The sequence below is a fragment of the Pseudomonas sp. SbOxS1 genome (assembly GCF_013416725.1).
In the GTDB taxonomy this organism is placed as follows: Bacteria; Pseudomonadota; Gammaproteobacteria; order Pseudomonadales; family Pseudomonadaceae; genus Aquipseudomonas.
On sequence record NZ_JAAVXC010000008.1, the window covers coordinates 18,942 to 36,847 of the forward strand.

General features: G+C 61.6%; 18 protein-coding genes. 15 read left to right on the top strand and 3 right to left on the bottom strand.

Annotation, left to right across the window (positions count from 1 at the left end; genetic code table 11):
• Positions 1–72: 72 nt before the first annotated feature.
• From HFK74_RS12245 to HFK74_RS12260, 4 genes are read left to right on the top strand one after another with little or no spacing between them, the layout of a single operon-like run.
• Positions 73–969: a TauD/TfdA family dioxygenase gene (locus HFK74_RS12245; RefSeq protein WP_180203739.1), complete on the top strand. Its 897-nt coding sequence runs from the start codon at positions 73–75 to the stop codon at positions 967–969.
• A gap of 18 nt (positions 970–987) precedes the next feature.
• The gene (locus HFK74_RS12250) at positions 988–2,013 is read left to right on the top strand and encodes an ABC transporter substrate-binding protein (protein ID WP_180203740.1); all 1,026 of its coding nucleotides are present in this window, start codon (positions 988–990) and stop codon (positions 2,011–2,013) included.
• Between the two features lie 5 nt (positions 2,014–2,018).
• The gene (locus HFK74_RS12255) at positions 2,019–2,879 is read left to right on the top strand and encodes an ABC transporter ATP-binding protein (RefSeq protein ID WP_180203741.1); all 861 of its coding nucleotides are present in this window, start codon (positions 2,019–2,021) and stop codon (positions 2,877–2,879) included.
• A 22-nt stretch (positions 2,880–2,901) separates the two neighbouring features.
• Positions 2,902–3,768 (top strand): ABC transporter permease, encoded by an 867-nt coding sequence (locus HFK74_RS12260; protein ID WP_180203742.1) that lies wholly within the window; start codon positions 2,902–2,904, stop codon positions 3,766–3,768.
• A gap of 83 nt (positions 3,769–3,851) precedes the next feature.
• On the opposite strand, the gene HFK74_RS12265 is transcribed toward HFK74_RS12260, so the two are convergent.
• Positions 3,852–4,871 carry an RHS repeat-associated core domain-containing protein gene (locus tag HFK74_RS12265; RefSeq protein WP_180203743.1) on the bottom strand — a complete coding sequence of 340 codons (1,020 nt, stop codon included), beginning with the start codon at positions 4,869–4,871 and terminating at the stop codon, positions 3,852–3,854.
• 173 nt (positions 4,872–5,044) lie between these two features.
• On the opposite strand from HFK74_RS12265, the gene HFK74_RS12270 reads away from it, so the two are divergent.
• The 4 genes from HFK74_RS12270 to HFK74_RS12285 all read left to right on the top strand — a co-directional run bounded on the left by HFK74_RS12270 (position 5,045) and on the right by HFK74_RS12285 (position 10,376).
• Positions 5,045–5,971, top strand: a complete 927-nt coding sequence (locus HFK74_RS12270) for a LysR family transcriptional regulator (protein ID WP_180203744.1) — start codon at positions 5,045–5,047, stop codon at positions 5,969–5,971.
• Between the two features lie 210 nt (positions 5,972–6,181).
• Positions 6,182–7,717: an MFS transporter gene (locus tag HFK74_RS12275; RefSeq protein WP_180203745.1), complete on the top strand. Its 1,536-nt coding sequence runs from the start codon at positions 6,182–6,184 to the stop codon at positions 7,715–7,717.
• 26 nt (positions 7,718–7,743) lie between these two features.
• Entirely contained in the window at positions 7,744–8,808 is a 1,065-nt protein-coding gene (locus tag HFK74_RS12280) for an HlyD family secretion protein (RefSeq protein ID WP_180203746.1), read from the top strand.
• Complete coding sequence (locus HFK74_RS12285; protein ID WP_180203747.1) at positions 8,805–10,376, top strand: efflux transporter outer membrane subunit; 1,572 nt, start codon at positions 8,805–8,807, stop codon at positions 10,374–10,376. Before HFK74_RS12280 ends, HFK74_RS12285 begins: the two co-directional genes overlap by 4 nt.
• 1 nt (position 10,377) lies before the next feature.
• On the opposite strand, the gene HFK74_RS12290 is transcribed toward HFK74_RS12285, so the two are convergent.
• Positions 10,378–11,136: a slipin family protein gene (locus HFK74_RS12290; RefSeq protein ID WP_180203748.1), complete on the bottom strand. Its 759-nt coding sequence runs from the start codon at positions 11,134–11,136 to the stop codon at positions 10,378–10,380.
• A 2-nt stretch (positions 11,137–11,138) separates the two neighbouring features.
• Complete coding sequence (locus tag HFK74_RS12295; protein ID WP_180203749.1) at positions 11,139–11,672, bottom strand: NfeD family protein; 534 nt, start codon at positions 11,670–11,672, stop codon at positions 11,139–11,141.
• A 196-nt stretch (positions 11,673–11,868) separates the two neighbouring features.
• Here HFK74_RS12295 and HFK74_RS12300 point away from each other — a divergent pair, with 196 nt between their 5' ends.
• The 7 genes from HFK74_RS12300 (at position 11,869) to HFK74_RS12330 (ending at position 17,855) form a co-directional block, all read left to right on the top strand.
• Complete coding sequence (locus HFK74_RS12300) at positions 11,869–12,330, top strand: aminoacyl-tRNA deacylase (protein ID WP_180203750.1); 462 nt, start codon at positions 11,869–11,871, stop codon at positions 12,328–12,330.
• A gap of 130 nt (positions 12,331–12,460) precedes the next feature.
• A complete protein-coding gene (locus HFK74_RS12305; RefSeq protein ID WP_180203751.1) occupies positions 12,461–12,706 on the top strand; it encodes a DUF2789 domain-containing protein in 246 nt (81 codons plus the stop codon).
• A gap of 116 nt (positions 12,707–12,822) precedes the next feature.
• Positions 12,823–13,251, top strand: coding sequence for a MarR family winged helix-turn-helix transcriptional regulator (locus HFK74_RS12310; RefSeq protein ID WP_180203752.1), 429 nt, complete (start codon positions 12,823–12,825; stop codon positions 13,249–13,251).
• A complete protein-coding gene (locus HFK74_RS12315; RefSeq protein WP_180203753.1) occupies positions 13,248–15,320 on the top strand; it encodes an FUSC family protein in 2,073 nt (690 codons plus the stop codon). Before HFK74_RS12310 ends, HFK74_RS12315 begins: the two co-directional genes overlap by 4 nt.
• Positions 15,317–15,526, top strand: a complete 210-nt coding sequence (locus HFK74_RS12320; protein ID WP_008059581.1) for a DUF1656 domain-containing protein — start codon at positions 15,317–15,319, stop codon at positions 15,524–15,526. The genes HFK74_RS12315 and HFK74_RS12320 overlap by 4 nt, the downstream gene beginning before the upstream one ends.
• Positions 15,523–16,410 (top strand): HlyD family secretion protein, encoded by an 888-nt coding sequence (locus HFK74_RS12325; RefSeq protein ID WP_180203754.1) that lies wholly within the window; start codon positions 15,523–15,525, stop codon positions 16,408–16,410. Before HFK74_RS12320 ends, HFK74_RS12325 begins: the two co-directional genes overlap by 4 nt.
• Positions 16,407–17,855: an efflux transporter outer membrane subunit gene (locus HFK74_RS12330; RefSeq protein ID WP_180203755.1), complete on the top strand. Its 1,449-nt coding sequence runs from the start codon at positions 16,407–16,409 to the stop codon at positions 17,853–17,855. The genes HFK74_RS12325 and HFK74_RS12330 overlap by 4 nt, the downstream gene beginning before the upstream one ends.
• Positions 17,856–17,906 lie beyond the last annotated feature (51 nt).

A 17,906-nucleotide genomic window follows, 5' to 3' on the forward strand; every position in this document is an offset into this window, starting at 1 on the left:
ACCAACACGGGACCTCCGTGAGTTTCTGATCGACGCGCGCGCCCTTGAGCGTGCCGTGCGTGGGAGTGATTTATGTCTGCAGCTACTGCTACCCCAAGCGCCGCGACCATCGCGCCGCAATTATTCGAAATCCGCCCGTTCAGTGGCGCTGTCGGCGCCGAAATCATCGGCCTCGATTTGTCCCGTCCGGTCAATGACCAGGACTTCGCCCGCATTCACCGTGCGCACCTGGATCATCACGTGGTGGTGTTCCGCGACCAGCGCATTACCCCCCAACAACAGATCGATTTCAGCCGCCGTTTCGGCGTGTTGCAGATCCACGTGCTCAAGCAGTTCCTGCTGGCAGGGCATCCGGAAATCCTCATCGTTTCCAACATTGTCGAGAACGGCCAGAACATCGGCCTGGGTGACGCCGGCAAGTTCTGGCACTCCGATCTCTCCTATAAGGAACTGCCAAGCCTGGGCTCGATGCTGCATGCCCAGGAGCTGCCATCGGAAGGTGGCGACACCCTGTTCGCCGACATGCACAAAGCCTGGGACAACCTTCCTGACGCGCTGCGCAAAGCGGTCGAGGGCCGCTCGGCGGCGCATTCCTACACGGCGCGCTACAGCGAGACCAAATTCGAAGGCAACTGGCGCCCGACCCTGACCCCGGAACAGCTGGCCCAGGTCGCCGAAGTCATTCACCCGGTGGTGCGTACCCACCCGGAAAATGGCCGCAAGGCGTTGTTCGTCAGCGAGGGTTTCACCACCCGCATCGTTGGTTTGCCGGAAGACGAGAGCAAGCAATTACTCGACGAGCTCTACGCCCACAGCGTGTTGCCGCAAAACATCTACCGCCATCAGTGGCAGCCCCATGACCTGGTGTTCTGGGACAACCGTTCGCTGATCCACCTGGCCGCGGGATGCCCGAGCTATCTGCGCCGCAAGTTGTTTCGCACCACCATCCAGGGCGACGCGCCTTTCTGATTTGTCGGAGATTTGACCATGTCCAAACGTCTTCCCTTTGCACCGCTGGCCGCGGCCATCGGCCTGGGTTTAAGCCTGATCGCCGGTAGCCTGGTGGCGCCAACCGTGGCCCATGCCGAAGGTGAAATCCGCATCGCCGAACAGTTCGGCATCGTTTACCTGCTGCTCAACGTGGTGCGCGATCAGAACCTGATCGAGAAATACGGCAAGCAGGAAGGCATCGACATCAAGGTCGACTGGACCCAGCTCTCCGGTGGCGCGGCGGTCAACGATGCGCTGCTTTCCGGCTCCATCGATATCGCGGGTGCTGGCGTCGGCCCGCTGCTGACCATCTGGGACCGCACCCACGGCAAGCAGAACGTCAAGGCCGTGGCCTCCCTCGGCAACTTCCCGTACTACCTGGTGAGCAATAATCCGAAGGTCAAGACCATCGCCGATTTCACCGAGAAGGACCGCATCGCGGTGCCGGCGGTGGGCGTGTCGGTGCAGTCGCGCTTCCTGCAATATGCCGCCGCCAAGCAGTGGGGCGACAAGGAGTTCAACCGCCTCGACAAGTACACCATCGCCGTTCCGCACCCCGACGCCACGGCGGCGTTGATCGCTGGCGGCACCGAGCTGACCGGGCACTTCTCCAACCCGCCGTTCCAGGATCAGGCGCTGGAAAACAAGAATGTGCACGTAGTACTGAACACCTATGACCTGCTCGGCCCGAACTCGCCAACTGTGTTGTTCGCCACCGAAAAATTCCGCAACGAAAACCCGAAAACCTACAAAGCCTTCATCGACGCGCTGACTGAAGCCGCCACCTTTGCCCAGAACGATAAAGGCGCTGCGGCGGACACCTACATTCGCGTCACCAAGGCCAAGATCGACCGCGCGGAATTGCTGAAAATCATCGACAACCCGCAGTTCGAATTCAGCGTCACGCCGAAAAATACCTACCCGCTGGCCGAGTTCCTCTTCCGTGTGGGCGCGATCAAAAACAAGCCGGACTCGTGGAAGGACTACTTCTTCCAGGACGCCAAACCGCTGCAAGGGAGCTGACCGACATGAACGCCCCCTTGCAAGGCCACACGGTCAGCAAACCGAACGCAGCAGCCCAAGCGCTGCTGTCGGTCGATAACGTCAGCCTGGAATACCGCACGCCCCAGCGGGTGGTGCGGGCCACCCACCAGGTAAGCTTCGAGGTCGATCCGGCGGACCGCTTTGTCCTGCTCGGGCCATCCGGTTGCGGCAAGTCGACCTTGCTCAAGGCCGCTGCCGGGTTCATCCAGCCGGTGGAAGGCGAGATCCGTCTGCAGGGCCAGCGCGTCGATGCGCCGGGGCCAGACCGGATCGTGGTGTTCCAGGAGTTCGATCAACTGCCACCCTGGAAAACCGTCAAGCAGAACGTGATGTTTCCACTGCTGGCCTCCAAGACCCTCAAGCGCAAAGAGGCCGAAGAGCGGGCTTTGCATTACCTGGATAAGGTTGGTCTGGCGGCGTTTGCCGATGCCTATCCGCATACCCTGTCGGGCGGCATGAAGGCACGGGTCGCCATTGCCCGGGCATTGGCCATGCAGCCGAAAATCCTCCTGATGGACGAACCCTTCGCCGCGCTCGACGCCCTGACCCGACGCAAGATGCAGGAAGAGTTGCTGCTGCTCTGGGAGGAGGTGCGCTTCACGCTGCTGTTCGTCACGCACTCCATCGAAGAGGCGTTGGTGGTGGGTAATCGCATTCTGCTGTTGTCGCCGCACCCGGGACGGGTACGTGCCGAAGTACACAGCCATCAATACGACCTGCACAGCCTGGGCGGCGTGGCATTCCAGGAGTCGGCGCGACGCATCCATCGGTTGTTGTTCGATGAAGGCCAGTCGCCGGAAACCGATCGCGAACTGGATTTCGCCGACATCCGCATCGCTTATTGAGCCAGTTTGAGAGGAGGGCCCGATGAGCCATTTATCATCCCCGCGTGAAGAATTCGAAACCGTTTTGCAGCCACTGACCAGCGTTGCACTGGAACGTGAACTGCCGCTTGGTCAGCGCCTGTGGCAACAAGGCTGGCTGCGCAAAAGCCTGATCCTGATTTTGCTCGCCGTACTCTGGGAAGCCGTTGCCCATTATCAGAACAACGACCTGCTGCTGCCGAGTTTCGTGCAGACCACTCATGCGCTGTACGACGGCCTGCTCAGCGGCGAATTGCTGGGCAAGGTGTGGATTTCCCTGGTGGTGCTGCTCAAGGGCTACCTGATCGGCATCGTCCTGGCGTTCGGCCTGACCACCTTGGCGGTCTCGACCCAGTTCGGCCGCGACCTGCTCAGCACCCTGACCTCCATGTTCAATCCATTGCCGGCAATTGCCCTGCTGCCACTGGCGCTGCTGTGGTTCGGCCTGGGGCAGAACAGCCTGATTTTCGTGCTGGTGCATTCGGTGCTGTGGGCCTTGGCGCTCAATACTTACGCAGGTTTCCTTGGCGTCTCGGAAACCCTGCGCATGGCTGGGCGTAACTACGGCCTCAAGGGCATGCGCTTCGTGCTGTTCATCCTGATCCCGGCGGCGCTGCCGTCGATCCTCGCCGGATTGAAAATCGGTTGGGCCTTTGCCTGGCGTACGTTGATCGCTGCCGAGTTGGTGTTTGGTGCGACCAGTGGCAAGGGCGGGCTGGGGTGGTACATCTTCCAGAACCGTAATGAGCTGTACACGGATAAGGTTTTTGCTGGGTTGGCGGTGGTGATTCTGATTGGGTTGCTGGTGGAGAATCTGGTGTTTGATTCGTTGGAAAGGGTGACGGTGAAGCGGTGGGGGATGTTGCGGTGACTTCAAGTCACCGCGCTAACTTTCTCAGTGTTGCAAAAGTTAGAGGGCGACTATGTCGGCTTTTCAACATTAGAGTTTGACCATTACTGACGCCGCGCTCGTACTCTCGCAGCTGCGGCCTGCAGAGCGCGAGCCTGATCTGGGCCGTCGATTGCGTTTCTACGTACAAGGGGGGCGTGCTGGTTTTCGTTGAGAGGCTGAACATCAGGCTGAGGAGCGCGAAGTTCAAGGTAGTTGCCGCTGTTTGGGACGGCAGCCCTATTCACCACGAATGTCCTACCCTGTTGCGACTGTGCAAAAGTGCCAGCATTCCATAGTGACATTGCTTCGCTATAAGAGGGTGGCGGTCCATCCAAGCGCGGCGCGTCAGGTGTATGGTGGCCGCCGCCACCAGGGATTGAAGTCTGCGGACTCGAACGGGTAGAGCGTCGGGTAAGTCCATCAGCTGCGGCGCCGGCCGCATAGCCTGGGTGTACCCTTGACGTTGTGGTGCCATAGTCAAGCCCCCGTGAATCAGGGTGCGCTCGTGCACCAGGCGCTCCACCAACATAAGTACCTATCTTACCTAGCGTTTGCTGAAGGTTTTCCGATGTGGGACGCATTGGTCCCGCCACATCCTCCACTCTTCTCGTGGCTGTCAGGGCCTTGCTGCGGTTGGGGCCAGTCATTCCTGCGCCGCCAAAGAAGAAGTTGAAGGTGTTTTTAAAGATTTTCTTCACGCTTGGCTCAATCCAGGGGACATGTCCTGTTGGATCAGATCGATTCACTGGATCCCCCACGCAATACATATACGCATTCAACCCGCCCCCACCAAATGGGCTCCAACTGTCCGGGCTATGGAACCGCATCAAGCGCGGGTTGTAAGCACGGTACCCGTTACCCAGCAAATACCAACCAATTTTCCCTTCGCGTAATTGACCGTTGAAGCCCAGCCGGGCCTTGTCTTCCTGCGGTGCGGATTGCTCGCCGTAAGCGGTGTAGGCGATGGGGGTATGCTCGCCATCGACAATCTCGCCAATGATTGATTGGCTATTGTCGGTTGCCAGCAGCGTCGTGCGTTGCCAAGTGGAAGTCTTTTGATCAACAGGTTTGAGTTGAGTCATGCCAATGGCTTCGCCGATGTAGGGTCGATGGACTTTAGTTGTACACCTCAGGTCGTCTGTCGAGAACTATCAGAACTGCTAGGGTCGTCGCACAAGCCTGGGATGAGTTCGGACGTTTTTTGATCTGCTAGCATTGCGCCTGAATCAATCCTGATCAGGTACGAGTGCTCGTCATGCAATTACCAGACATGAACCTCTTGGTCGCCCTCGACGCCCTGCTCGACGAGGGCAGCGTAGTGGGGGCCGCGCGGCGGATGAACCTAAGCCCCGCTGCCATGAGCCGCACGTTGACGCGCATCCGCGAGGCCATCGGGGATCCGATTCTGGTGCGCGCCGGTCGTGGCCTGGTGCCGACCCCCAAGGCGCTGGAATTACGCGAGCAGGTGCGCGATGTGGTGGAGCAGGCCGCGCACTTGTTCCACTCGGCCCGTGTCGTGGATCTGGGCAGCCTGCGTCGACGCTTCAGTATCCGGGCCAACGATTTTTTCATCGGTATCTATGGCGGCAAACTGTTCGACACCATGGAGCGTCAGGCCCCCTATTGTGAGTTGCGCTTTGCGCCAGAGGGCGATGGCGATGATGAGGCCTTGCGCGAGGGGCGTATCGATCTGAGCGTCAGCAACAACCGGCCGCTGATGCCGGAAGTGAAGGTGCAAAATCTGTTTTCCACTCAGTTTGTCGGCCTGGTGCGCGAGGATCATCCCTTGCTCGATCAAGAGATCACCCCTGAACGCTTTGCAGGCTATTCCCATATCAGCATGTCCCGTCGCGGGATCGCCCGCGGGCCGATCGATGCGGCACTCAACGCCCTGGGCCTGGAGCGGCGGGTCGCGGTGATCGCCCCGAGTTTCCACGCGGCGATGTTCGCCTTGCCCGATTCCGACCTGATTCTGCCGGTGCCAAAAGAGACGCTGTTGAGTGTTCGCCGGCTAGGGCTGAAGTTGCGCTCGTTCACCCTGCCCATTCCATTGCCGACTATCGTGCTGAACCAGGCCTGGCACCCTCGCTTCGATAATGACCCCGCTCACCGCTGGCTGCGTGAAACCCTGAAAACCTGTTGTGACGAGACGTGGCTGGCGGCGCAACCGGTCGTGAGTTGAGCGATAAACCTGTAGGAGTGAGCCTGCTCGCGATAGCGGAGTGACAGACAGCTCATTGGTGTCTGACACACCGCTATCGCGAGCAGGCTCACTCCTACAGGGATCTCTATCATTGCGTATAGCGCACTTATAACCTGCCGATAAGTCAGTTTTCGTCAGGTTCCACGCTTCTTAGAATGCTTCGGTCTTCAACTCCCGGAGCTTGCAGCAATGACTTCCCTCACGGTCACGGCGCCTCTCGCCGCGGCCAGCCCGACCGCCGCCGCACCGCCGGTCTTCGGCCCGCGGATCATCATCGGCCTGGTGGGCGTATTGCTCGCAGTGCTGGTGTCGGGCCTGAACGAGATGGTGACCAAGGTGGCCCTGGCCGATATCCGTGGCGGTTTGGCCATCGGTTATGACGAAGGCACCTGGCTGGTCGCCAGCTACGCCGCGACCTCGGTGGCTGCCATGGCGTTTGCGCCATGGTGTGCCGTCACGTTCTCGCTGCGGCGCTTCACCCTCTGCGCCATCAGTGCCTTCACGCTGCTGGGGGTGTTGTGCCCGTGGGCGCCGAACTACGAAAGCCTGCTGGTGCTGCGTACCTTGCAAGGCCTGGCCGGTGGCGCGCTGCCCCCGATGTTGATGACCGTCGCCCTGCGGTTTCTACCGGCCAACGTAAAACTCTACGGCCTGGCCGGTTATGCCCTGACCGCCACTTTCGGTCCGGGGCTGGGCACGCCGCTGGCTGGGCTCTGGACTGAGTATGTCGGCTGGCAGTGGACCTTCTGGCAGATCGTCGTGCCCAGCCTGATGGCGATGGTCGCGGTGAGCTACGGCATTCCTCAGGACCCGCTGCGGCTGGAGCGTCTCAAACAGTTCAACTGGCGTGGTTTGCTGTTGGGTTTTCCGGCGATCTGCATGCTGGTGATCGGCATCCTGCAGGGCAATCGGCTGGACTGGTTCGAATCGAGCCTGATTTGTGCATTGCTGGTGGGCGGTACGCTGTTGCTGGTGCTGTTCCTGATCAACGAGTGGTCGCAGCCGATCCCGTTTTTCAAGCTGCAGATGCTCGGCATCCGCAACCTGTCGTTCGCGTTGGTCACGTTGGCTGGCGTGCTGGTGGTATTGCTGGCGGTGGTGATTATCCCGTCCAGCTATCTGGCGCAGGTCCAGGGTTATCGCCCGGTGCAGACCGCACCCATCACCCTGTTGGCGGCGCTCCCGCAGTTGATCGCACTGCCGTTGGTGGCGGCGCTGTGCAACCTGCGCTGGGTCGATTGCCGCTGGGTATTGGGGATCGGCCTGAGCATGCTGGTGTTGTCCTGTATCGGTGGCTCGCAGCTGACCTCGGTGTGGATTCGCGACGAATTCTATGCCCTGCAACTGCTGCAGATCTTCGGTCAGCCCATGGCGGTCTTGCCGTTGCTGATGCTCTCGACCGGCAGCATCAACCCCATGGACGGACCGTTCGCGTCGTCCTGGTTCAACACCGTGAAAGGCCTGGCGGCGGTGATCGCCACCGGCGTGCTGGAAACCCTGACCACCCAGCGCCTGCACTTTCACTCGACCATGCTGGTGGACCGCCTCGGCAATTCTCCCCTGGTCGACAGCGACACCCCAGGCCTTGCCCACCGGCTGCATGAGCAGGCCGTGGTGCTGGCCGCCTCGGATCTTTACCTGTGCATGGCCGGCGTCGCATTGGCGCTGATCCTGTTGATTTTCTGGCTGCCGACGCGGATCTATCCGCCCCGTGCGCCGACTTGAATGCATCACTGAAACAGAAGGTTTTCATGACGACTCAATCCAAGCAAAAAGTAGCCGTTGGCGTCGCCGTCGTGATCGCGACGGGCGTGCTGATTTATCTGCTGGCGCCCGGTCTGTTCGGCCAGCGCACGCAGCAGAGCACCAACGATGCCTATGTCTCGGCGGACTACACGCTGGTGGTGCCGCGCGTTGCCGGGTTCATCAAGCAAGTCCTGGTGGAAGACAACCAACAGGTCAAGGCCGGGCAGTTGCTGGCCCTGATCGATGACCGCGACCTGCGTGCCGCCGCCGAAGCGGCCGCCGCCGAAGCCCTGGTGGCCCAGGCGCAACTGCAAAATGCCCGGGCGACGCTTGAGCGCCAGGCCTCGGTGATCGCTCAGGCACAGGCACAGGTGGTGTCCGCCAAGGCTGAAATGGCCTTTGCTCAACATGAACTGGACCGCTACGACCACCTGGCCGGTGTCGGTGCTGGCACGGTGCAGAACGCGCAGCAAGCGCGCACGCGCATCGACCAGGCCGGTGCCCGGTTGACCAATGTGACAGCGGTGCTGGCGGCGGAGCGCAAGCAGGTGGACATCCTCACGGCCCAGCGTGACGGGGCCGAAGGTGGTTTGAAGCGGGCCCAGGCGAAGCTGGAAATCGCCAGCTACGAGCTGTCTTACACCCGGATCACCGCGCCGCAGGATGGCATGGTCGGTGAGCGTGCGGTGCGTGTCGGGGCCTATGTCACGCCGGGCAGCAAACTGCTCGCGGTGGTGCCGCTGGCGCAGGCTTATGTGGTGGCCAACTTCCAGGAAACCCAACTGACCAATGTGCAACCGGGTCAGGACGTGCAGGTGCGTGTCGACACCTTTGGCGGCGCCGCGTTGAACGGGCGGGTCGAGAGCATCGCACCGGCTACCGGCGTGACCTTTGCTTCAATCAAGCCGGATAACGCGACTGGCAACTTCACCAAAGTGGTGCAGCGGATTCCGGTGAAGATCGTGCTTGAGCCGGGCCAGCCGTTGGCCGAACGGCTGCGGGTGGGGATGTCGGTGGAGGCGAGTATCGATACGGCTGGTGCTGGCGCGCATGAGGTTGCGCAGCGATGAAGATCTTCGTTGATTGTGTCGACGCCATCGCGAGCAGGCTCGCTCCCACAAGGGGATTGAGGTCTTTTCAAAGTTTCAGTTTCAGCCAAAGTCTACTGTGGGAGCGAGCCTGCTCGCGAAGAGGGCGTTTGCCTCAACTCTCCTTTTGCGCCTTGCTTGTCATGGGCCTGTCAGCCTGCACTGTCGGTCCCGATTTCCACAGCCCTGAGGCGCAACAAATCGCCGAATGGTCAAAACCCGCAAAAGCAGCCGACAGCCAGGCAAGCACCGAAACGATGAACGAACGCTGGTGGCAAGTGTTCAACGACCCGAAACTCTCGGCCCTCACTCAACGTGCCCTGAGCGACAACCTCGACCTGAAACTCGCCAGCAGCCGCTTGCAACAAAGCCGTGCGGTGCGCCAGGTGATCACCGCCGACCGCTATCCGAATACCGCCGCCGCGGGAGGCTACGCCCGTAAACGCAACAGCAGCGAAGGCCTGAGCGACCCATCGGGGCATAACGGCAATTCGGCGTTCAATCTCTGGGATGCCGGCTTTTCCGCCTCCTGGGAACTGGATTTCTGGGGCCGCGTGCGCCGCGAAACCGAAGCTGCCGATGCCACCCTGGAAGTCGCGGAAAACGACCGTCGCGGCGTGCTGTTGTCGGTGCTGGCGGAAACCGCCCAGGACTACATTCAATTGCGCGGAGTGCAGAACACCCGCGCCGTGACCGAACAAAACCTCGACGTTGCCCGGCACAGCCTGAAACTTTCGCAGCTGCGCCTGGCTGACGGTGTCGCAACCGACCTTGATGTCGCCGAAGCCGCCGCCCAGGTCGCGGCCATCGAGTCGCGCCTACCTGCATTGGAACAACGCCAGGCCCAACTGATCAACGCCTTGAGCCTGTTGATGGGCGAACCGCCCCAGGCGCTGGCGGCCGAGTTATCCACCGACGCACCGGTGCCGCAAACCCCGCGCCAGGTCGCCATCGGCCTGCCGTCGCAACTGGCCGAACGCCGCCCGGACATCCGCCAGGCCGAAGCGCGCCTGCATGCCGCGACCGCGAGCATCGGCGTGGCCAAGGGGGATTTTTATCCACGGATTACCCTGTCGGGCAGTGTCGGTTCACAAGCCATGCAACTGGGCGATTTCGGTTCCTGGGGTTCACGCACGTTCGGCATCGGTCCGCAGTTCAGCCTGCCTCTGTTCGACGGCGGCCGCCTGCGCGGTGTGCTGAACCTGCGCGAAGCCCAGCAACAGGAAGCGGCCATCGCCTACCAGCAGACCGTGTTGCGCGCCTGGCATGAAATCGACGACCAATTGAGTGCCTACAACGCCAGCCAACTGCGTCGCGACAGCCTCGCCGAAGCGGTGCGCCAGAACCGGATCGCCCTGCAAACCGCGCAACAGCAATACGTCGAGGGCGTGGTGGACTTCGTCAACGTCCTCACCGTTCAAGGCGCATTGCTGGCGACACAGGAGCAATGGGTGGAGAGTTCCACTGGCGTGTCGCTGGCAGCGGTCGGGTTGTACAAGGCGTTGGGCGGGGGATGGGAGTCGGTTTATCCGGTGACTGCAAAGCGCTGAGTCACGGTTTTGCCGATAAATCCGCCATTCCCTTGAGCAACTCGATCGGCAGCGGAAAGACGATGGTCGAACTCTTGTCGCCCGCGATCGAGCTCAGCGTCTGCATATAGCGCAGTTGCATGGCGCCAGGCTGGCGACCAAGCATTTCGGCGGCCTGCATGAGTTTTTCCGAGGCCTGCAATTCGCCTTCGGCGTGGATCACCTTGGCCCGGCGTTCGCGCTCCGCTTCGGCTTGTTTGGCGATGGCGCGGATCATCGATTCGTTGAGGTCCACGTGCTTGATCTCGACGTTGGCTACCTTGATGCCCCAGGCGTCGGTCTGGGCGTCGAGCACTTGTTGGATATCGATATTCAGCCGTTCGCGCTCGGCCAGCAGTTCATCCAGCTCATGTTTACCAAGCACCGCGCGCAAGGTCGTCTGCGCCAGCTGGCTGGTGGCCATGAGAAAATCTTCGACCTGGATGATTGCCTTCTGCGGATCGAGCACGCGGAAGTACAGCACGGCGTTGACCTTGACCGAGACGTTGTCGCGGGTGATCACATCTTGCGGCGGGACGTCGAGGACAATGGTGCGCAAGTCGACGCGGACCATTTGCTGGATCACCGGAATCAGCAGGATCAGGCCGGGGCCCTTGACCTGCCAGAAGCGTCCGAGCTGGAACACCACCCCACGCTCATACTCGCGCAGGATGCGGAACGTCGCCCCCGCCAATGCGATCAGCAGTAGCAGCAGCGCTACAAAACCGATTTGCAGACCCATGGCTAACCTCCAACCGTTACCGCGTCAGCCGCGGCCACTTCCAGCAACAATCCCTTGCGCGCCACCACCCGGACCTTTTGCCCGATCTGTAATGGCTTGGCGCTCGATACCTGCCAGCGTTCGCCCTGCAAATGCACCCAACCCAGACACGCATCGCCGGCCTGCAACGCCAGCACCGGGGTCACGCTGCCCAGCAGGCCGGCGTCACCGCTGACGGTGTGCCGCGGTCGGGTCTTGAGGGCGCGGATCAGCAGGAATATCAGCAGCAGCGCGCTGATCAGTCCCAGGCCGATCATCAACGGCACGGGCAATTCGGCATTGGTCAGGATCACCGCGCCGATCACGAACATCACGATCCCGCCCAAACCGATCACGCCGTAGTTGGGCAGCGCCGCCTCGGCGATCAAAAATGCGATACCGAAAGTGATCAGCCAGATCCCCGCGGGGTTGGGACCGGGCAGTGCGCCGGTGTCCGCAGCGAGGGCGGCTCCGCTCAAGGCCAACAGCAACGCAAGTGCACAACAGCGAGTGTTCACGTGACCCTCCGGGAGAGTCGCAGGTGGTTCTGTATACAGTCTAGTTGAGGCGCTGGTTGTATGAATTTCGCTCAGTTGTCCACCTGCCCGATGAGCAGATTTCCCGCTGGATTGCCCCGGCGGGCCTAGACTTTTACTACGTACAAAAGCATTAACCATCGTCCGCCAGGCGTTTTTGCGGACACCGAGGTGCATCATGCGTATGGCAAGAACCGTGCAGAAAAGCCTGGACAAGGCTCAATGCGAATATGACATCGTCACCCATCCCCACTCGGCCAGCAGCCTCGAAACCGCACGGTTAGCGGGTATTCCTGCGGAACGGGTGGCCAAGTCGGTCATCCTCGACGACCACCACGGGCATTACCTGATGGCCGTGCTGCCCGCCAGCCGTCACCTGGACTTGAGCAAAGTGCGCAGCACCGGTGAATGGCAGGTCTCCCGGGAAAGCAACCTGCCGCATCTGTTTGAAGACTGCGAACGCGGCGCCGTGCCTGCCCTGGGCGAAGCCTATGGACTGGACGTGGTCATCGACCCGCTGCTGACCCGGCAGAAAGACATCTATCTGGAAGCCGGCAACCACATCAACCTGTTGCACATGGACATGCCGCAATTCCTGAAAATGGTGCCGCATGCGCAGGTGCGGGAGTTGAGTCAGTGAGGATTGTGTCGTCAATGCTACCGTCTTCGCGAGCAGGCTCGCTCCCACAGGGTGAACGCATTTCCCTGTGGGAGTGAGCCTGCTCGCGATTGACCGCGCAGCGGTCACCTAACCCACCAAGGAGCCAGCCATGGAAAACCCAACCCACAGCCTTCCCTCCCTGTTCAAGCAACTCGGACTTGCTGACGACGCCGAGAGCATCGACAAATTCATCGCCACCCATTCACCGCTCAAACCGGATTTGCACTTGGCAGATGCTTTCTTCTGGAACCCGAGCCAGGCGGATCTGTTGCGTAATGAAATTCTGGATGACGCCGATTGGGCGGAGGTGGTTGATCAGTTGGATGTGATGCTGAGGAAGGGGCGGGGGGTGTAAAAAACCGCTAATTTGTTTCAAAACTTGACTGAAAATCCCTTCCAATGTCATATTGATAGTTAGCAAACTAACAGTGTGTATCTTCCTTCGTGCCGAATAACCTCGACGCTCTGCAAATGAACATCAGCAGCACCATGGTGGTGGCCGCCCGGCATTGGCGCAAAATCTGCCAGGCCACCCTGGCCAACTATGGCATTTCCGAAGCCTGTGCCGTGCCGCTGCTGATGATCGGGCGCTTGGGGGAGGGCGTCCGGCAGGTGACGGTGGCGCAGGCGGCGGGGATGGAAAGCCCGTCCCTGGTGCGATTGCTCGATCAGTTGTGCCAGGGCGGCTATGTCTGCCGCACCGAAGACGCCCAGGACCGGCGCGCCAAATGCCTGAGCCTGACCGCGACCGGTCGGACCCTGGTGCAAGCCGTAGAGGTCGAGTTGGTGCGTTTGCGTCATGAGGTCCTCGAAGGCATCGATCAGGGGGATCTTGAAGCGACGCTGCGCGTGTTGAAGGCCTTCGAGTCGGCCAGTCATTTGCCGGTAGCCAACCCTTGAGCGGCTTCTTTTCCGGCATGCCCCCGGCACGGGACTGGTTTTACGGCGTACGCACCTTCGCAGCCTCGATGATCGCGCTGTACATCGCCCTGCTCATGCAAATGCCGCGTCCTTATTGGGCGATGGCCACGGTGTATATCGTTTCCAGCCCATTTGTCGGGCCCACCAGTTCCAAGGCGTTGTACCGTGCGGTCGGCACTTTTCTTGGCGCCGCTGCGGCTGTGCTGTTCGTGCCGATGTTTGTCCAGAGTCCCTATGTGCTGGTGCTGGTCATCGCGCTGTGGACCGGGATCCTGTTGTTTCTGTCCATGCATTTGCGCACCGCTAACAATTACGCCTTGATGCTCGCCGGCTACACCCTGCCGTTGATCGCTCTGCCGGTGGTGAATAACCCGTTGGCCGTGTGGGATGTGGCTGAAGCGCGCACCGAAGAAATCTTCCTCGGCATCGCCGTCGCCGCCGTGGTTGGCGCGATGTTCTGGCCGCGACGGCTGGCCCCGGTGTTCAACGATTCGGTGAGCAAATGGTTTGCCGACGCGTCGACTTATAGCGCGCGCTTTCTCGGCCGCAACGTGCAGCCCGAGGAAGTCAGCGCCTTGCGCGCCTCGATGGTTGCCACCTTCAATACCCTGGAACTGATGATCGGGCAGTTGCCCCACGAAGGCGCGCGCCCACAAACGGTGCGCAACACCAAGGAGTTGCGTGGGCGGATGATTCACCTGTTGCCGGTGATCGATGCCCTCGACGATGCGCTCTACGCGTTGGAGCGGCGCACCCCGGAGCTGGTGGAAAAGTTCGCACCCTTGCTGACCGCCGCCACTGAATGGCTTGACCACAAAACCCCTGACCTGAAGCGCTGGCAGGCACTCAAAGACCAGCTCGAAGCGCTGCAACCCAGCGCCGAAATGCTGGATGATCGCAAGCAACTGCTGTTCTCCAACGCCATTTATCGCCTCGGCGAGTGGGTCGATTTGTGGCAGGACTGCCGCAGCCTGCAGCACGCGATCCAGTGCGATAGCCAGGACAGTTGGCGCGCGGTCTATCGGCATTGGCGCCTGGGGCGCCTGACTCCGTTTCTGGATCATGGCCTGATGCTCTATTCCGCCGCCTCCACTGTCGCGGCGATCATTGTCGCCTCGGTGCTGTGGATTCTACTGGGCTGGACCGATGGCGGCAGTGCGGTGATCCTGGCGGCAGTGGCGTGCAGCTTCTTTGCCTCGATGGACGACCCGGCGCCGCAGATCTACCGATTCTTTTTCTGGACGGCGATGTCGGTGGTGTTCGCCAGCCTTTACCTGTTTCTCGTCCTGCCCAACTTGCATGATTTCCCGATGCTGGTGCTGGCCTTCGCCGTGCCGTTCATTTGCATCGGCACCCTGACGGTCAAGCCGCAGTTTTACCTGGGCATGTTGCTGACCCTGGTCAACACCTCGTCGTTCATCAGCATCCAGGGAGCCTACGACGCGGACTTCCTCAGCTTCGCCAACTCCAACCTGGCCGGTCCGGTGGGGTTGCTGTTCGCGTTCGTCTGGACCCTGATCGCCCGGCCGTTTGGTGCCGAGCTGGCGGCCAAGCGCCTGACCCGTTTCGCCTGGCGCGACATCGTCAGCCTCACCGAGCCGGCCACGCTGGCCGATCACCGGCGCCTGGGGGTGCAGGTACTGGATCGTCTGATGCAGCATTTGCCGCGCCTGGCCGTGACCGGCCAGGACACCGGTATCGCCTTGCGCGAAGTGCGTGTGGCGCTGAACCTGCTCGACCTGCTGGCCTATACGCCGCGGGTTCAGGGCGCACCGCAGGCCTTGCTGCGTCAGGTGGTGGCCGAGGTCGGCGAATACTTCAAGGCCTGCCTCAAGGCTGGCGAACGCCTGCCGGCACCGAGCCCGTTGCTGATGACCCTCGATCGCACCCGCCGGGCGTTGGGCGGTGCGGGTGATGACGAAACCCGCCTGCACCTGCTGCACGCCTTGAGCGGCTTGCGCCTGGCGTTGTTGCCCGGCGTCGAATTCGTCGGTTCTGCCGAGCCCGAAGAACCGCTTCCCCATGGCATCGATGGAGCGCCTTTATGATCGGTGATCTGGATATCAGCGGGGTGTTCCTGCCTACGCTGCTGGTGCTGATGGGCATTACCTATGTGTTGTACCTGTTGGTGCACGGGGTGCTGACGCGCCTGCACTTCTACCGCCTGGTCTGGCACCGGGCATTGTTTAACGTGGCTCTCTACGCCTTGCTGCTTGGCGCCGTGGACTCACTCAGTCGATACCTGATGACATGAAAAAACCGTTCTTAACTCTCGGTCGCGTGGTCCTGACCCTGTTGATCGTGACCTTCGCCGTTGTCGTGGTCTGGCGCATGGTGATGTATTACATGTTCGCGCCCTGGACCCGTGATGGGCACATCCGGGCCGACATCGTGCAGATCGCACCGGACGTGTCAGGGCTGATCCAGCAAGTGCAAGTGCGCGACAACCAGTTGGTCAAGCGCGGCCAGGTGCTGTTCAGCATCGACCAGGACCGTTTCAAGCTGGCCCTGCGCCAGGCGAAAGCGGCGGTCGCGGACCGTGAGGAAACCCTCGCCCAGGCCCAGCGCGAAGCCAAGCGTAACAAGGGCCTTGGCAATCTTGTGCCGGGCGAGCAGCTGGAAGAAAGCCAGTCACGGGTGGCCCGCGCACAAGTGGCGTTGATGGAAGCCCAGGTCGCGGTAGACAGCGCGCAACTGAACCTCGAACGCTCGGTGATCCGCAGCCCGGTGGACGGTTACGTCAACGACCGCGCGCCACGGACCCAGGAATTCGTCAGTGCCGGACGGCCGGTGTTGTCGGTCGTGGACAGCAATTCTTTTCATATCGACGGCTATTTCGAAGAAACCAAACTCAATGGCATCCATATCGGCCAAAGCGTCGACATCCGGGTGATCGGCGACAACGCGCGCCTGCGCGGTCATGTGGAAAGCATCGTGGCCGGTATCGAAGACCGCGACCGCACCAGTGGCAACAACCTGCTGCCCAACGTCAATCCGGCCTTCAGTTGGGTGCGGTTGGCCCAGCGGATTCCGGTGCGTATCGCCTTCGATGAGGTACCTGAAGATTTCCGCATGATCGCCGGGCGAACCGCCACGGTATCAATCATCGACGACCAGAACCGGGAGCTCGCGCAATGAGCAAGGCCTCGGGTTTGGCGATTGCCGGATTAGGCTTGCTGCTGTCGGCGTGTCAGGTGGTCGGTCCGGATTATCACTTGCCGGAAGAAGCCGCCATCCACCGTGAAGACCTGCAGGGCGAATTGGCGGTGGACGGCAAACCGGTGGTCTCGGCGCCGGTGCCTGCCGATTGGTGGCGCCTGTATCAGGACCCGCGCCTCGACCAGTTGGTGCAGCAGGCCCTGGCGTCCAACACTGATTTGCGCGTAGCGGCCGCCAGCCTGCTGCGGGCCCGCGCTCAGGTCGACGCGGCCGAGGCAGCGGGCGGCTGGAGCGGCGGGGTGAAGATGGGCGCCCAGCGTTTGCAGGAGTCCGGTGAAGCGTTCTTGCTACCGGAAAAGGTGCCGGTGGCCAACATTGGCGATATCGGCATCAGCGCCTCCTACCAGTTCGACCTGTTCGGCACCTTGCAACGCGGCATCGAAGCGGCCAAGGCCAATGCCGATGCGACCCAGGCCGCCGCCGATACGGCGCGCATCACCTTGGTCGCCGATGTGGTCCGGGCCTACACCCAGGTGTGCGCAGCCAACGAGGAGCGGGAAATCGCCCAGCATTCCCTCGACCTGCAAGCCCAGAGCACCACGCTCATCCAGCGTTTGCGCGATGCCGGGCGTGGCGACGAAACCCAGGTCACCCGTTCGCAAACCCAATTCAAATCCTTGCGCGCCGACATGCCGCGCTATGAGGCGGCGCGCCAGGCCGGGTTGTTCCGCTTGTCGATGCTGCTGGCCAAGCCGCTGGATCAACTCCCGGCCGGCACCGACAGCTGCGCCGAACTGCCAAAAATTACCCAACTGGTGCCGGTGGGTGACGGTGCATCGCTGCTCAAGCGCCGCCCCGACATCCGGCAGGCCGAACGTCGACTGGCCGCCGCGACCGCCGGTATCGGCATCGCCACTGGTGAGCTGTACCCGGACATCCGCATCGGCGCGACCATCGGCACGGTCGGTATCCTGGAAAATCTTGGCGAGCCATCCACCAACCGCTGGGGCTTCGGCCCGTCGCTGACCTGGAACGTGCCGACCAACGGCGCCCGGGCACGAATTCGCGAGGCTGAAGCGGTGACCCAGGCCACGCTGGCGCATTTCGATGGCGTGGTACTCAACGCCATTCGTGAAACCCAGACCGGCCTGGCCCAGTACACCGCCTTGCTGCAACGCCGTGAGGCCCTGGCGGACGCCGAGCAGTCGGCGAAGCTCGCCGCCGACCAGACCCATCGCTTCTTCCAGGCCGGTCGCGCATCGTTCCTGGCGGACCTGCAGGCGACCCGCACCTACATCGATGTCACCGCGCAACTGGCCGCTGCCAATACCCAGGTGGCCATCAGCCAGATCGATTTGTTCCTCGCCCTGGGCGGCGGCTGGGAAAGCGGACGAACGCAAGCGTCGAACTCCGGCAAACCCTGAGGCCGTTGCTATGCTTTGAAGTGTTGAAAGGGCGTTCGTGCAAAAGCGCCC

What these genes read in the sequence shown, in the direction of transcription:
- HFK74_RS12245 (WP_180203739.1), top strand. Translation starts at nt 73, where the DNA reads ATGTCTGCAGCTACTGCTACCCCAAGCGCCGCGACCATCGCGCCGCAA.
- HFK74_RS12250 (WP_180203740.1), top strand. Translation starts at nt 988, where the DNA reads ATGTCCAAACGTCTTCCCTTTGCACCGCTGGCCGCGGCCATCGGCCTG.
- HFK74_RS12255 (WP_180203741.1), top strand. Translation starts at nt 2,019, where the DNA reads ATGAACGCCCCCTTGCAAGGCCACACGGTCAGCAAACCGAACGCAGCA.
- HFK74_RS12260 (WP_180203742.1), top strand. Translation starts at nt 2,902, where the DNA reads ATGAGCCATTTATCATCCCCGCGTGAAGAATTCGAAACCGTTTTGCAG.
- HFK74_RS12265 (WP_180203743.1), bottom strand. Translation starts at nt 4,871, where the DNA reads ATGACTCAACTCAAACCTGTTGATCAAAAGACTTCCACTTGGCAACGC.
- HFK74_RS12270 (WP_180203744.1), top strand. Translation starts at nt 5,045, where the DNA reads ATGCAATTACCAGACATGAACCTCTTGGTCGCCCTCGACGCCCTGCTC.
- HFK74_RS12275 (WP_180203745.1), top strand. Translation starts at nt 6,182, where the DNA reads ATGACTTCCCTCACGGTCACGGCGCCTCTCGCCGCGGCCAGCCCGACC.
- HFK74_RS12280 (WP_180203746.1), top strand. Translation starts at nt 7,744, where the DNA reads ATGACGACTCAATCCAAGCAAAAAGTAGCCGTTGGCGTCGCCGTCGTG.
- HFK74_RS12285 (WP_180203747.1), top strand. Translation starts at nt 8,805, where the DNA reads ATGAAGATCTTCGTTGATTGTGTCGACGCCATCGCGAGCAGGCTCGCT.
- HFK74_RS12290 (WP_180203748.1), bottom strand. Translation starts at nt 11,136, where the DNA reads ATGGGTCTGCAAATCGGTTTTGTAGCGCTGCTGCTACTGCTGATCGCA.
- HFK74_RS12300 (WP_180203750.1), top strand. Translation starts at nt 11,869, where the DNA reads ATGCGTATGGCAAGAACCGTGCAGAAAAGCCTGGACAAGGCTCAATGC.
- HFK74_RS12305 (WP_180203751.1), top strand. Translation starts at nt 12,461, where the DNA reads ATGGAAAACCCAACCCACAGCCTTCCCTCCCTGTTCAAGCAACTCGGA.
- HFK74_RS12310 (WP_180203752.1), top strand. Translation starts at nt 12,823, where the DNA reads ATGAACATCAGCAGCACCATGGTGGTGGCCGCCCGGCATTGGCGCAAA.
- HFK74_RS12320 (WP_008059581.1), top strand. Translation starts at nt 15,317, where the DNA reads ATGATCGGTGATCTGGATATCAGCGGGGTGTTCCTGCCTACGCTGCTG.
- HFK74_RS12325 (WP_180203754.1), top strand. Translation starts at nt 15,523, where the DNA reads ATGAAAAAACCGTTCTTAACTCTCGGTCGCGTGGTCCTGACCCTGTTG.
- HFK74_RS12330 (WP_180203755.1), top strand. Translation starts at nt 16,407, where the DNA reads ATGAGCAAGGCCTCGGGTTTGGCGATTGCCGGATTAGGCTTGCTGCTG.